Annotated in this window: 13 protein-coding genes; 8 read left to right on the forward strand and 5 right to left on the reverse strand. The window is 56.7% G+C overall.

Annotation, left to right across the window (positions count from 1 at the left end; all coding sequences use genetic code 11):
* The first annotated feature begins 9 nt into the window (after window positions 1-9).
* On the forward strand, window positions 10-993 hold the full coding sequence (gene bhcD, locus AC2FLA_RS04245; protein WP_496720754.1) for an iminosuccinate reductase BhcD: 984 nt from the start codon (window positions 10-12) through the stop codon (window positions 991-993).
* A 56-nt stretch (window positions 994-1,049) separates the two neighbouring features.
* Here the strand turns inward: bhcD and AC2FLA_RS04250 are convergent, their stop codons facing one another.
* Entirely contained in the window at window positions 1,050-1,835 is a 786-nt protein-coding gene (locus tag AC2FLA_RS04250; protein WP_058275936.1) for an inositol monophosphatase family protein, read from the reverse strand.
* Between the two features lie 96 nt (window positions 1,836-1,931).
* The gene (locus AC2FLA_RS04255; protein ID WP_496720970.1) at window positions 1,932-2,837 is read right to left on the reverse strand and encodes a LysR family transcriptional regulator; all 906 of its coding nucleotides are present in this window, start codon (window positions 2,835-2,837) and stop codon (window positions 1,932-1,934) included.
* A 94-nt stretch (window positions 2,838-2,931) separates the two neighbouring features.
* On the opposite strand from AC2FLA_RS04255, the gene metF reads away from it, so the two are divergent.
* Both metF and AC2FLA_RS04265 read left to right on the forward strand, forming a co-directional pair.
* On the forward strand, window positions 2,932-3,798 hold the full coding sequence (gene metF / locus AC2FLA_RS04260; protein ID WP_496720756.1) for a methylenetetrahydrofolate reductase [NAD(P)H]: 867 nt from the start codon (window positions 2,932-2,934) through the stop codon (window positions 3,796-3,798).
* 177 nt (window positions 3,799-3,975) lie between these two features.
* On the forward strand, window positions 3,976-4,626 hold the full coding sequence (locus AC2FLA_RS04265; RefSeq protein WP_496720758.1) for a J domain-containing protein: 651 nt from the start codon (window positions 3,976-3,978) through the stop codon (window positions 4,624-4,626).
* Between the two features lie 50 nt (window positions 4,627-4,676).
* On the opposite strand, the gene AC2FLA_RS04270 is transcribed toward AC2FLA_RS04265, so the two are convergent.
* The gene (locus AC2FLA_RS04270) at window positions 4,677-5,195 is read right to left on the reverse strand and encodes a YHS domain-containing (seleno)protein (protein ID WP_496720760.1); all 519 of its coding nucleotides are present in this window, start codon (window positions 5,193-5,195) and stop codon (window positions 4,677-4,679) included.
* 250 nt (window positions 5,196-5,445) lie between these two features.
* Here AC2FLA_RS04270 and yghU point away from each other — a divergent pair, with 250 nt between their 5' ends.
* The gene (gene yghU / locus AC2FLA_RS04275) at window positions 5,446-6,324 is read left to right on the forward strand and encodes a glutathione-dependent disulfide-bond oxidoreductase (protein ID WP_496720762.1); all 879 of its coding nucleotides are present in this window, start codon (window positions 5,446-5,448) and stop codon (window positions 6,322-6,324) included.
* Window positions 6,325-6,367: 43 nt separating this feature from the next.
* On the opposite strand, the gene AC2FLA_RS04280 is transcribed toward yghU, so the two are convergent.
* Both AC2FLA_RS04280 and AC2FLA_RS04285 read right to left on the reverse strand, forming a co-directional pair.
* A complete protein-coding gene (locus tag AC2FLA_RS04280; protein WP_496720764.1) occupies window positions 6,368-7,156 on the reverse strand; it encodes an SseB family protein in 789 nt (262 codons plus the stop codon).
* Window positions 7,149-7,736, reverse strand: coding sequence for a uracil-DNA glycosylase family protein (locus AC2FLA_RS04285; protein WP_108859324.1), 588 nt, complete (start codon window positions 7,734-7,736; stop codon window positions 7,149-7,151). The genes AC2FLA_RS04280 and AC2FLA_RS04285 overlap by 8 nt, the downstream gene beginning before the upstream one ends.
* Before the next feature lie 230 nt (window positions 7,737-7,966).
* Here AC2FLA_RS04285 and AC2FLA_RS04290 point away from each other — a divergent pair, with 230 nt between their 5' ends.
* The 4 genes from AC2FLA_RS04290 to AC2FLA_RS04305 are packed head-to-tail and all read left to right on the forward strand — an operon-like array spanning window position 7,967 to window position 12,528.
* Window positions 7,967-8,626, forward strand: a complete 660-nt coding sequence (locus AC2FLA_RS04290) for an ABC transporter ATP-binding protein (protein ID WP_282151737.1) — start codon at window positions 7,967-7,969, stop codon at window positions 8,624-8,626.
* A complete protein-coding gene (locus AC2FLA_RS04295; RefSeq protein ID WP_496720767.1) occupies window positions 8,604-10,178 on the forward strand; it encodes a KpsE/RkpR family capsule polysaccharide export protein in 1,575 nt (524 codons plus the stop codon). Before AC2FLA_RS04290 ends, AC2FLA_RS04295 begins: the two co-directional genes overlap by 23 nt.
* A 5-nt stretch (window positions 10,179-10,183) precedes the next feature.
* The gene (kdsA, locus tag AC2FLA_RS04300; protein ID WP_496720769.1) at window positions 10,184-11,017 is read left to right on the forward strand and encodes a 3-deoxy-8-phosphooctulonate synthase; all 834 of its coding nucleotides are present in this window, start codon (window positions 10,184-10,186) and stop codon (window positions 11,015-11,017) included.
* Between the two features lie 14 nt (window positions 11,018-11,031).
* Window positions 11,032-12,528 carry a phosphomannomutase/phosphoglucomutase gene (locus AC2FLA_RS04305; RefSeq protein WP_496720771.1) on the forward strand — a complete coding sequence of 499 codons (1,497 nt, stop codon included), beginning with the start codon at window positions 11,032-11,034 and terminating at the stop codon, window positions 12,526-12,528.
* The last annotated feature ends 25 nt before the right edge of the window (window positions 12,529-12,553 follow it).

Genomic DNA, 12,553 nt, shown 5'->3' on the forward strand with positions numbered 1-12,553 from the left:
AGGGATGCTATGACCACGCAAGATGGCCTGCTGATTGTGGGCGAAGACCTGTGCGAACAGCTGGTGGGCCGCCAACAGGCCTTTGACGCGGTCCAATCCGTGTTTGGTACGATGGCCAACGGCGGGGCATGGAACTTTCCTGTCGTTCGCGAGGCACTGGGTTATGCTGATGCACTGTATGGGTTCAAATCCGGTTTTGATCGGGATGGACAGGTGTTGGGCGTTAAGTCCGGCGGCTATTGGCCGGGCAATGCCGAACAAGGATTGACCAATCACCAATCCACGGTTTTTCTGTTCGATCCCGACACGGGGCGGCTTTCGGCATTGGTGGGTGGCAACTACCTAACGGCCGTGCGAACAGCAGCTTCATCAGCGGTTTCCATCGCACATCTTGCCCGAAAAGACGCCAAAGTGCTGGGCATGGTTGGCGCCGGACATCAGTCGGCCTTTCAGCTACGCGCCGCCGCTGAACAGCGGGACTTTGAAAAAGTTGTCGCCTGGAATCCGCACCCGGACATGCTGCCGCGTTTGGCGGCTGTCGCCGAGGAATTCGGACTGGAATTCGAAGCCGTCAGTCAACAAGAGCTGGGTGCCCAATCGGATGTCATCATCACCATCACCTCGGCGTTCGAGCCGCTATTGATGAAAGACTGGATCAAACCCGGCACGCATCTGGCCTGTATGGGCACAGACACGAAAGGCAAGATGGAGGTCGACCCGGCGCTGGTCGCCTCGGCCACCGTTTTCACCGACGAGGTCGCCCAATCCGCGACGATTGGCGAGGCGCAGCACGCCATGGGAAGCGGCACTTTGACCGAAACACAAATCACCCCAATTGGTGCGGTCATCAACGGCGATCACCCCGGGCGAAGCAGTGCTGACGAGATCACCCTGTTCGACGGAACTGGCGTGGGTCTGCAGGACCTCGCTGTTGCATCCGTCGCCGCGCGGTTGGCGGACGAAGCAGGTCTGGCGCAACGCGCGACCCTCTGAAAACAAAAAAAGCGCGCCTCAATCGGGGCGCGCTTACGGAATTGCTATGTGGCTGATTAGCCTCGGATCACCTTGGAAAACTGGTCGAAAATCGGCTCGTTCGAACAGATCACTTCACCGTCTTCCAAAACGTTGCCTTCAGGGTTTAGCGCCTGAACAAATCCGCCCGCTTCTTGGACGATGATGATTCCGGCGGCCACATCCCAGGAATTCAGGCGACGCTCCCAAAAGCCTTCGTAACGCCCCGCTGCCACATAAGCCATGTCCAGCGCGGCGGCACCCCAACGGCGCACACCAGCACAAGCAGGCATTAGGCGCGCCAGATCCTGCAGCGTTGCAGGCAGGTCCGAACGGCCACCAAAAGGCAGGCCCGTCGAGAAAATCGACTCGATCATCCGATGACGGCCCGAGACGCGGATACGCATGTCGTTCATCCAAGCGCCCTCGCCTTTTTCGGCAAAGAACATCTCATCCTTGGCAGCGTCATAGATAACACCGGCGACGATCTTGCCTTTGTGTTCCAACGCAATCGAGATTGCCCAGTGCGGCAGACCGTGCAGAAAATTCGTGGTGCCGTCCAGCGGATCAACGATCCAGCGGCGGGTCGGGTCTTCGCCCTCAATCACGCCACCCTCTTCGGCCAGCCAGCCATAGGTCGGACGCGCGCCCAGCAGTTCCTCTTTCAGGATCGCCTCGGCAGCAATGTCAGCTTTGGAAACAAAGTCGCCTGCGCCTTTCATCGAAACCTGAAGGTTCTCGACTTCACGGAAATCCTTGACCAAAGAACGCCCCGCCTTACGCGCGGCTTTGATCATGATGTTGAGGTTTGCACTGCCAACCATTGTCCAAAGGCTCCTGTCCGGTCAAACCGCGCGTATACTGATGCAAAGCGCCCTTGCCAAGAGGAATGATGCGCATAGCAGACCCGCGTTTTTTGCCTATTGCTCTTGCAGCTTGCGAGCCTCGGTTTCAGCCAGCTTGATCAGCTCTTGCACAAAGGGTTTTTCCAGATCCTCGCTGCGCACTGCCGCGTAAAGCCTGCGTGTGATGCCGTCCTTGGTCAGGGGGCGGGTGACGTAGTCGGAATTGTACTTCACTTCGCGCACAACCCAGTCAGGCAGCACCGAAATACCGCGGTTCGACGCGACGAGCAAAAGGATCACAGCAGTCAATTCAACCTGCCGGATCGCGGCCGGCTCGACCCGCGCGGGTATCAGCAACTGGCTGAACACATCCAGCCGGGTGCGCTCCACCGGATAGGTAATCAGGGTCTGACCACGGAAATCCTCGGCCTCGATGAAGTCCTTCTGAGCCAAAGGGTGGGATGATGCAGCGACAAAAACGGCGTCATAGTCAAACAGTTCAATGAACTCGATGCCCGGCAGGTCCTCGGGGTCGGACGAAACGACCAAATCGACTTCTTCTTTTTGCAGCGCAGGCAGGGCGTCAAATGCCAAACCCGGGCGGATATCGACGTCCACGTCACCCCAGGATTTCCTGAAAGATTCAAGCACCGGGAACAGCCATTCGAAACATGCGTGACATTCGATCGCGATATGCATCCGCCCCGTGCGCCCATCCCGAAGCGACGTGAATTCCTGTTGTGTGGCCTGAACTTGCGGCAATATCTGTTCGGCCAATCGCAGCAGCCGCAACCCGGCCGCCGACAGTTTCATCGGCTTGGACCGGCGCAGGAACAGTTCAACCCCCGCCTGATCCTCTAACCCTTTGATCTGATGGCTCAGCGCGGATTGGGTGATGTTCAGTTGATCCGCCGCACGGGCAAGCCCACCGCATTCGTGGATCGCCTTGATCGTGCGCAGGTGGCGGAATTCAATGTGCATTGCAGTGATACTCATGTTGTTCTTGAATAATATGAGTTTGTCTCACATTGCCCAAACTGGCACAAGGTCCTTGTACCAATCAAATGAGGCCGTGATGACCAAGCCAGAAATTTCATTCGAGTTCTTTCCGCCCAAGACGCTCGAAGCCTCGTTTCGTCTTTGGGACACCGTCCAGACTTTGGCCCCGTTAGAGCCTCGATTTGTCTCGGTCACTTATGGTGCGGGCGGCACAACGCGGGAACTGACACGCGATGCGGTGGCGACCCTGCACAAATCGTCAGGCTTACCAGTTGCCGCGCATTTGACATGTGTTGATGCCTCGCGGCAAGAAACGCTGGAAATTGCGGATACCTTCGCGCGGGCTGGTGTTCAGGACATCGTGGCTCTGCGCGGCGACCCGCCTGCTGGTCAGGACCGGTTCCAACCGCACCCCGACGGTTTTGCAAATTCGGTTGAACTGATTTCGGCCCTGGCTGAGACCGAGATGTTCAACATTCGAGTCGGCGCCTACCCAGACATTCACCCCGAGGCACAAAACGCCCGCACCGATATTGATTGGCTCAAAGCCAAACTGGATGCAGGCGCAGATGAGGCCCTGACCCAGTTCTTTTTTGAGGCCGAAACGTTTTTCCGGTTCCGTGATGCCTGCGAAAAAGCCGGCATCGACAAGCCTATTGTGCCCGGCATTCTGCCGATCGAGAACTGGAAAGGTGCACGCAATTTCGCTAAACGATGTGGCACGCGCATTCCCCAATGGGTCGAACAGGCGTTTGAAAAGGCCGTGCGCGACGATCGTGAGGATTTGCTGGCTACAGCATTGTGTACCGAGCTGTGCTCGGACCTGATCGACGGGGGCGTGGACAAGCTGCATTTCTACACGCTGAACCGGCCGGAATTGACGCGTGACGTGTGCTTTGCCCTTGGCATCACGCCGAAGGCTGATCTGCAAAACGTGGCCTAACCGGGTCGGCCCAAAAGACGGTATCCCACTGCCAGGAAAGAAACTAAGAACAATTGCCGCGACGCGCTGCAATTGTTCCCGTAAGCACTTCAATTTTGCGTGAAATTTGACAAATTCACCGTCCTGCTCAAACTGAAGCAGTGACGTTTTTGTATTTTGTAATGAGTAAATTGGGTTATGGAAACTGTTGAGAAGATCAAAGCCCGCACAGAAGCACTGCATGCTTTGGGGTTGGATCAAAACGCCGGTTCGGACGACATCAGAAGCGCTTGGCGGGACATTGCGTTCCATGGTCATCCAGACCAGGCCGAGGGCGATAGTTCCGGATTTACCCGCGCCAAAGATGCATATGATTTTTTGCGCAAGGAAGGGCTGGCGGGCAAAGGTGTTGGATCGGGAAAACCCCGACGCCCGAAACTGCGCCGTCGTATTCTTACACTGGAAACCGCCGACATCAACGCATGCCGCGCCCTGCTGAACACAGCGTTGCCGGACCGATCGGACGAGGTCGAAACGCCGGAGTCTGAACTGATGTGCAAATCGGACCATGTGCCCGATGCAGTCGGGTTCTTTGGGCGCCATTTGACATTCTTTGTCTCAACGCCGGTCTATGAAGGTGCAAACCGCGTGGCATTGCCCACGTCGGTTTTGGCGAGCTCACGCCAGACGGAAACCGAGGTACTGAATTTCCAGTCCAACGACTCTGGCGGCGGCGAGGTTGTTGTGCCCGAAGCGATTACTGCGCGTACGTTCCCCGGGGCCAAAAGCGTTCGCATTCGGTTCGATGCCGATCAGCAGATGCGGGACGAATTCTCGTTTGCGCATTGACGAAAAAGCCCGGCTGAAATGAGCCGGGCTTTGACTTGGTGAGTGGCCACTTAGTTTGTAACCGGGCCGTCCGAGGTGAATTTCGGGATCACGCTGGAGGATGCGCCATCGGGTTCGATCCCCGGCCAGTTGCCTTCGGCGAGGTTGATATTGCCTGGCACGTCTTCTTCCCAGAAACCGACGACCACATCGGTGATGTTCAGGTAAAGCTTGTCATCGACGATGCGCCACAGATTCGGGTTCGCAGGGACTTTGCCGCCCTTCGACACACCGTATGCGCAATGTCCGTCATATTGCGGTGCGTAGAAGGCTGGGTTCTCCTGAAATTTGTCGCGGTTCTCTTCAGACGAGAATGCCCAGGTGGCACCATTGTATTCCGCGGTGATATCTGCACGGCCGCGTACAGGTGCGGGCTGAGATTGACCAACCGCAACCTGATCCAGACCGCGGTAGGCGACGACATCGTAGCCGGATACGGCGAACCCGGTGCCATCGATATACTGGTCACCAGCAAAAGCCGGAGCGGCAAGGGTCAGTGCCGCAGCTACAGTCAGGGCAAAACGTTTCATGGTGGTAAGTCCTTTTGTCCTCGGGGTTGTTGATTTGCCCGAACTTGCGGGTCTGAACATACAATAGGTGATTCAGATCGCTTGCGAAGTCCCCCTCGCGTCGCTGTGACGTTGAATGAGAATTCGTGAGATGTCGGGTGAGGATTGTTACAAAAACGCTGCGCTCTGGGGGGTTGGACTCGGTGCTTTGCAACATTAGCTGTTGTGATGGACGGACAATTCACCTGCACTTTGCGAAGAAAGGCAAGAAATGAGCGAGCAACCGACCTATACGCCCCCAAAGGTCTGGACATGGGACAGCCAGAATGGCGGCCAATTTGCCAACATCAATCGCCCAATCGCTGGCGCCACCCACGACAAGGAACTGCCGATTGGACGGCACCCGCTGCAGCTTTATTCGCTGGCCACCCCCAATGGCGTCAAAGTGACCGTGATGCTGGAGGAACTGCTGGCGCTGGGTCACGAAGGTGCCGAATACAACGCCTGGCTGGTCAATATCGGCGAAGGCGATCAGTTCAGCTCGGGCTTTGTCGGGGCCAACCCAAATTCGAAAATCCCGGCTCTTTGGGATCGCTCGGGCGACAAGCCGACACGCGTGTTCGAAAGCGCGTCGATCCTGTTTCATCTGGCCGAAAAGTTTGGTGCGTTTTTGCCCGCGTCCGGACCGGAGCGTGCGGAAGTCATGAATTGGGTCTTCTGGCAGATGGGCAGCGCGCCCTATCTAGGCGGCGGATTTGGCCATTTCTACGCCTATGCGCCTGAAAAATTCCAATACCCAATTGACCGCTTTACGATGGAGACCAAGCGCCAGCTGGACGTTCTGGATCGTGAACTGGCCGACAAGACGTATATCGCGGGCGAGGATTACACCATCGCGGACATGGCGATCTGGCCCTGGTATGGCCAGCTGGTTCTGGGCCGCCTGTACAGCGCCGCAGAATTCCTGGACGTGGAATCCTACAAGAACGTCATGCGGTGGGCCAAGGCCATCGACGCACGCCCTGCCGTTCAGCGGGGCCGCATGGTCAACCGCCCGTTCGGTGAGCCTCATACCCAGCTGCACGAACGCCACGAGGCCAGCGATTTCGAAACCCGCACCCAAGACAAACTGGAAGCTGCTGCGGAATAATCACAAAAAGCCCCGCAGATCAGTCGTGTGCGGGGCTTATTTCCTACTTCAGAATAGGCGGTTTATCCAGGTTGCTGCCGGGTATCGTCTGCGTGACAACGCGGGCCTCTGGCTGTGGCAGGTCGAACCGCAAACCGACCCGCGCCAATGAGGCAGCAGCCTGATCGTGTGCACTGAAGAACCCGACATCCATTGCCCCTGCCTCAATCCCGGAAAACGTCAACGCCTCGGACGCAGCCTTGGCCAGAGCGGGCTCGGCCCCTTCGACTACACCTATGAACCCAAGCAGGTGACCGGAACCGCCGCCTTCGGATTTCGTTCCGACCAGATATGCGGCTTCAGCCAACCCAATGGCCGTGGCAAGTTTCGCGTCCAGCCCGGTCAACAATTCGTCGGGCAGACCCGCAGGGGGCAAGAACTCTGCCACCCGTTGCTGAACCTCCTCTGGCCCATGCTGCAAGGTTTCCGCCAGCCATCCCAGCGCCTCGGACGGGATCAGCACAGAGGACGGCGCAACTTCGAGGTTGAGGCCCAGCCCAATCCCCTGCCCCGCGAGCATGGAGGACAACACCCGGCCCGAAAGCGCCACATAAGGGACAGGACGTTCGGCAAACCGCGCCAACCGGTCCTCTCGGTCAAAGGCCAGCACAAAGCGCCCATCGGCGACGTCGAACAACTCGGGTGAGATGTTTTCGCCCTTCGCCTCTTCTGTCAGCATCAGAAACAGCTCGCTGTCGGCAAGCCGTTCGAAGAACCTCAATCGCGCTGCATCATCTTGTGGGGCGGCAGTCATTGCGGCGTAGGCAGTGTCCAGAGCCGTGGTTTCAGTCATTCAGAACCTCTTGCACCCGTGCACGCAGAACCGGCAGAAGGTCGGTCTGGAACCACGGGTTTTTCTTCATCCATGCCGTATTCCGCCACGAGGGATGAGGCAAGGCAAAGACGCGCGGCGCATGGTCCCGCCAGTTGCGAACCGTTTCCGTCACCGAGCTGCGCGCATGCAGGTGGTATTTATGAGCGTGCCCACCCACCAAAATAGTCAGGGGTATTTCCCCCAGCGTTTGCATGACTTTGTTGTGCCAGGTTTTCCCGCAGACGGGGGGCGGCGGCAAATCCGCCTTGCGCGTATCATACCCCGGAAAACAAAAAGCCATCGGCACGATCGAAACCTGTGACCGATCGTAGAACACAGCTTCATCCACCCCAAGCCAGTCCCTCAAACGATCTCCGGACGGATCGGTGAACGGTCGGCCCGACTCATGCACCCGTGCGCCAGGGGCCTGACCGGCAATCAAAACTGGCGTCCCGGGCTGAAACCAGACCACTGGGCGCGGCTGATGGGCGGTCTCTGTCGCGGCAAATCTTTCCGCGCAAATACGGCAGGCCGAGATTTCTTTCTGTAGCGAATTCATCAGATGGCAAGGTTTCCTGCATCAAATTGGTTGACGGTCACTCTCAAAGATAGTCAACGCAATGCGTGGGTCCAACCGATGGAAAAGTCACATTACTAACAGCACACGTGCCGGTGCATTGATCATTGCCACCAAAACTCGACATAATATGGCCCACATAAAACGTAGGATAACAACCCGATTACCGGCACATCCGGTACTTTTAAAATGGTGCAAGCAGCAGGCCCTCAATGCTTGAGTTTGAAAATGTCAGTAAGTCCTTCTGGACCGGGACACGCCGCAAGGTGATCCTGGACAGCGTCTCGTTTCGGGTTCAGTTGGGCCGTTCGATTGGCATTCTTGCACCTAACGGAACCGGCAAGACCACCTTGATCAATATGATGGCCGGCCTGGAAAAGCCCGATGAAGGCGTGATTCGAAAGTCCTGCCGAGTGTCTTTTCCTATGGGTTTCACCGGAGGTGTCGCAAACAAACTGTCCGCCCTGGAAAACGCGCGCTACGTCGCCAACATCTACGGGATGGACCCCGATTACGTCGAAGCCTACTGCAAATGGCTATGCGGATTGGGAGAGTATTTCGACCAACCCTTGGCCACTTACTCCAGCGGTATGAAGGGGCGCTTTACGTTTGCGTTGATGTTGGCCCTGGATTTCGACATGTACCTGATTGACGAAGGGATGCCGGCGTCGACTGATGTTGAATTCAACAGGAAGGCCGGCGACATCCTTCGGGAAAAACTACGCACGACAACATTGGTGATCGTGTCACACAGCCCCGCCGTGCTGGAGAAATTTGCGCAAGAGGCTGCCGTTTTGATGGATGGCCAGCTCTATATGTTCGACACCTTGGAAGAGGCAAAGCAGCTATATGACTACCAAACCCAAGGCTAGCATCTACAATTGGCGCCGCAAACGCCGCAACGCGGGAACGGAAGAAGACCGCGCTGACGCCATTTCGCGCATTCGCAACGCGACGCGGCCACCCGCTGCGGCCAATGACTCGGAGTCCAATACCGAGATTGACGCCATCAAACGCGAGGGGCTGACCGGGCGCCAACTGCGGATGGCACGCAGACTGGCGCAAAAGAACGGGCTGGAGGCGACTTCGGACTATGATGCGGTGCGTTTGCTGCGCCAAAATGGCATCGATCCGTTTCATCGCGCCAATTTACTGGGGATGGCGGGTGAATCGACGCAGACCGAGGATCAGACCAAGGACAAGGTCACTATTCATTTGCCGCAAACGGTCAGCGAAGGTGGAAGGACCCTGCCCGGGCCCGAGATGTCCCCTACGCAACGGCGCGAGTTTGAAATTGGCGAAATACAGAAAGACATCGCCCGCCGCCGCCGCCGCAAACTGCTTGCCCTGTTTGCCCGCCTGGCGGTTTTCGTCTTCCTGCCCACCTTTGTTGTCGGGTTCTATTTTTACCGCGTGGCGACACCGATGTATGCCAGCGACTCGGCCTTCTCGATCCTTCAAGCGGACGGCGGTGGAGCATCGTTTGGCGGGTTTTTGGCGGGCACACAATACGCCACTGCGCAGGATTCTGTCGCCACACAGGAATTTCTGGAGTCCAAGGATGCCTTGCTGAGGCTTGAGCGTGACATGGGCTTTGAAGAAATTTTCAAGCAGGAGTGGATCGATCCTATTCAACGGCTTTCGCCGGACGCCACGCTGGAAGAGGCCTACAAGCTCTTCCGACGCATGATCACCATCGGATACGACCCGAGCGACGGCATTATCCGGATGGAAGTCGCGGCCCCTGATCCGCAGATTTCGGTGGCTATCTCTGACCGTCTTCTGTCCTACGCCGAAGAAACCATAAACGGGCTTACAGAACTCAAGCGCGAAGACCAGATGCGCGATGCGCTGGATGGTTTTGAAATGGCCCAGCAGGAACGCAGAAAAGCGCAGGAAGATCTGATCGAACTTCAGATTCAAGGCGCGTTGCTGGACCCTCAGAACGTTATCGCCAGTTTGCGTGGCCGCATAGACGCCATGGAAACGCAGATTCAGGACAAAGAACTACAATTGGCCGCATTGCTGGACAATCGTCGTCCGAACCAGGCCAAGGTGGATGGTGCCCGTGCGGACATCGCACGATTTGAGGCTGTGTTGGCAGAACTCAACGCGGAAATGCTGGATGTGTCAGCAGGCGAAAACTCGCTTGCCCGGCTCAGTGTACGAATTCAAATGGCGCAGGCCGATCTTGTTGCCAGAGACATGATACTGCAGACAGCTATGCAGCAAATGGAAACCACACGGACTGAAGCAAACCGCAAAGTGCGTTATCTGACAGTGTCCGTGAGGCCGGTGCCAAGTCAGGAACCCACCTATCCGCGCAAGTTCGAAAATACGATTTTGGCTTTTCTGTTGTTTGCTGGTATCTACCTGTTGATCTCGCTTACCGCGTCGGTCCTTCGTGAACAGGTATCCTCGTAAGACACATGAAACATGTAAAAATCTCCGATCTCACGGTCGGCAATGATCTGCCTCTGACGATCATTGCTGGCCCCTGCCAACTTGAAAGCGCGGATCATGCGCAGATGATCGCAGGCAAAATGAAAGAAGCCTGTGATGCCGCCGGTGCGCAGTACGTCTTTAAGGCCTCGTATGACAAGGCGAACCGCACATCAATTTCAGGTGTCCGTGGGCCCGGAATTGCTAAAGGACTGGACATTCTGGAAGGTGTGAAAAAACAAATTGGGGTGCCTGTCCTGACTGACGTACATACGCCAGAGCAATGCGCAGACGCGGCCAACGTTTGTGATGTTTTGCAGATTCCCGCGTTATTGTGCCGTCAAACCGACTTGGTGTTGGCCGCAGCCCAAACAGGCGCGGCGATCAATGTCAAAAAAGGGCAATTTCTGGCACCATGGGATATGGCGAACATTGTCGCCAAGATCGAGAGTGTTGGTAACTCGAATATTCTGCTGACAGAACGTGGCACCTCGTTTGGGTACAACACCTTGGTGACAGATATGCGCTCGCTCCCGCAGATGGCGGCGACAGGCTATCCGGTTGTGATGGACGCAACCCACTCGGTTCAGCAGCCTGCAGGGCTTGGAGGTTCGACCGGCGGTCAGCGTGAATTTGCTCCGGTGATGGCGCGCGCAGCTGCCGCCATCGGCGTAGGCGCTGTGTTTATTGAAACACACGAAGACCCGGACAAGTCTCCGTCAGACGGGCCTAACATGATCTATCTGGATCAAATGCCTCAATTGATTGACACATTGATGCGCTTTGATGCATTGGCCAAAGCCAATCCTATACAGATTTAAGCAAGAGCAATAGCATGACCAAACCCATCCCAGAGGTGACCCCGAACACCTGGAGTTTTCTGCGCGATCCGATGATCAAGCCGACCGGCTTTCGCGAATATGACGCGCGCTGGAAATATCCCGAAGAGATCAACCTGCCCGGCATGACCGCGCTTGGCTTGGGTCTGGGCACACAGATGCGCAAACGTGGGATCGAACCGGTGATTGCGGTGGGCAACGACTACCGCGACTACTCGCTGGCGATCAAAAACGCGCTGATCCTGGGTCTTATGCAGGCTGGCATTCAGGTAAAGGACATTGGCCCCGCGCTCAGCCCGATGGCCTATTTCGCGCAATTCCATCTGGATGTGCCTGCCGTGGCCATGGTCACAGCCAGCCACAACCCTAACGGCTGGACCGGCGTCAAGATGGGCTTTGATCGTCCTTTGACACACGGCCCCGACGAGATGTCAGAGCTCCGCGACATCGTCCTGAACGGTGAAGGCACCCCGCATGAAGGCGGAACATACGAATTCGTTGATGGTGTAAAAGAAGCTTACATCGACGATCTGGTCGGCGATTTCAAAATGTCCCGCCCCCTGAAAGTCGTGTGCGCAACTGGTAATGGAACGGCTTCGGCCTTTGCGCCTGAGATTTTCGAGCGCATTGGCGTCGAAATGGTGCCCAGCCACACCCAATTGGACTATACTTTCCCCCACTATAACCCCAATCCTGAGGCTATGGAGATGTTGCACGACATGTCCGCCTCTGTGAAAGCCAGCGGGGCTGATCTGGCTCTGGGCTTTGACGGCGACGGCGATCGCTGTGGTGTTGTGGATGATGAGGGCGAAGAGATTTTCGCCGATAAGGTCGGTGTGATCATGGCCCGTGATCTGGCCAAATTGTATCCGAACTCGACCTTTGTGGCAGATGTGAAATCCACTGGTCTGTTTGCCAGCGACCCCGAACTGCAGGCCCTTGGTGTCAAAGCGGATTATTGGAAGACCGGGCACAGCCACATGAAGCGTCGGGTCAAAGAGATCAATGCGCTGGCCGGCTTTGAGAAGTCTGGTCATTACTTTCTGGCTGAACCTATCGGGCGCGGCTACGACTGCGGGATGCGCGTCGCCGTTGAGATCTGCAAGCTGATGGATCGCAACCCGGATCAAAGAATGTCGGACTTGCGCAAGGCGCTGCCAAAAACCTGGTCTACGCCGACCATGTCACCCTATGCCGCCGATACAGAGAAATATGACATTCTTCAGCGGCTGGTCGACAAGCTAGTTGCAAAAGCTGATGCCGGAGACAATTTTGCCGGTCGCGCGATTAAAGAGGTCGTCACCGTCAACGGCGCCCGTGTCATTCTGGACAATGGCAGCTGGGGTCTGGTGCGCGCATCCTCGAACACTCCGAACCTTGTCGTGGTCTGCGAAAGCAGCGAAAGCGAGGATGAAATGCGCGCAATCTTTGCCGATATCGACGCGGTCATTCGCACGGAACCCGGTGTGGGCGACTACGATCAGACCATCTAAGTGCTACTGCGTTTCGGGGCACCTT

It is taken from the genome of Ruegeria sp. CDSA033 (assembly GCF_059612305.1).

What these genes read in the sequence shown, in the direction of transcription:
- bhcD (WP_496720754.1), top strand. Translation starts at nt 10, where the DNA reads ATGACCACGCAAGATGGCCTGCTGATTGTGGGCGAAGACCTGTGCGAA.
- AC2FLA_RS04250 (WP_058275936.1), bottom strand. Translation starts at nt 1,835, where the DNA reads ATGGTTGGCAGTGCAAACCTCAACATCATGATCAAAGCCGCGCGTAAG.
- AC2FLA_RS04255 (WP_496720970.1), bottom strand. Translation starts at nt 2,837, where the DNA reads ATGCACATTGAATTCCGCCACCTGCGCACGATCAAGGCGATCCACGAA.
- metF (WP_496720756.1), top strand. Translation starts at nt 2,932, where the DNA reads ATGACCAAGCCAGAAATTTCATTCGAGTTCTTTCCGCCCAAGACGCTC.
- AC2FLA_RS04265 (WP_496720758.1), top strand. Translation starts at nt 3,976, where the DNA reads ATGGAAACTGTTGAGAAGATCAAAGCCCGCACAGAAGCACTGCATGCT.
- AC2FLA_RS04270 (WP_496720760.1), bottom strand. Translation starts at nt 5,195, where the DNA reads ATGAAACGTTTTGCCCTGACTGTAGCTGCGGCACTGACCCTTGCCGCT.
- yghU (WP_496720762.1), top strand. Translation starts at nt 5,446, where the DNA reads ATGAGCGAGCAACCGACCTATACGCCCCCAAAGGTCTGGACATGGGAC.
- AC2FLA_RS04280 (WP_496720764.1), bottom strand. Translation starts at nt 7,156, where the DNA reads ATGACTGAAACCACGGCTCTGGACACTGCCTACGCCGCAATGACTGCC.
- AC2FLA_RS04285 (WP_108859324.1), bottom strand. Translation starts at nt 7,736, where the DNA reads ATGAATTCGCTACAGAAAGAAATCTCGGCCTGCCGTATTTGCGCGGAA.
- AC2FLA_RS04290 (WP_282151737.1), top strand. Translation starts at nt 7,967, where the DNA reads ATGCTTGAGTTTGAAAATGTCAGTAAGTCCTTCTGGACCGGGACACGC.
- AC2FLA_RS04295 (WP_496720767.1), top strand. Translation starts at nt 8,604, where the DNA reads ATGACTACCAAACCCAAGGCTAGCATCTACAATTGGCGCCGCAAACGC.
- kdsA (WP_496720769.1), top strand. Translation starts at nt 10,184, where the DNA reads ATGAAACATGTAAAAATCTCCGATCTCACGGTCGGCAATGATCTGCCT.
- AC2FLA_RS04305 (WP_496720771.1), top strand. Translation starts at nt 11,032, where the DNA reads ATGACCAAACCCATCCCAGAGGTGACCCCGAACACCTGGAGTTTTCTG.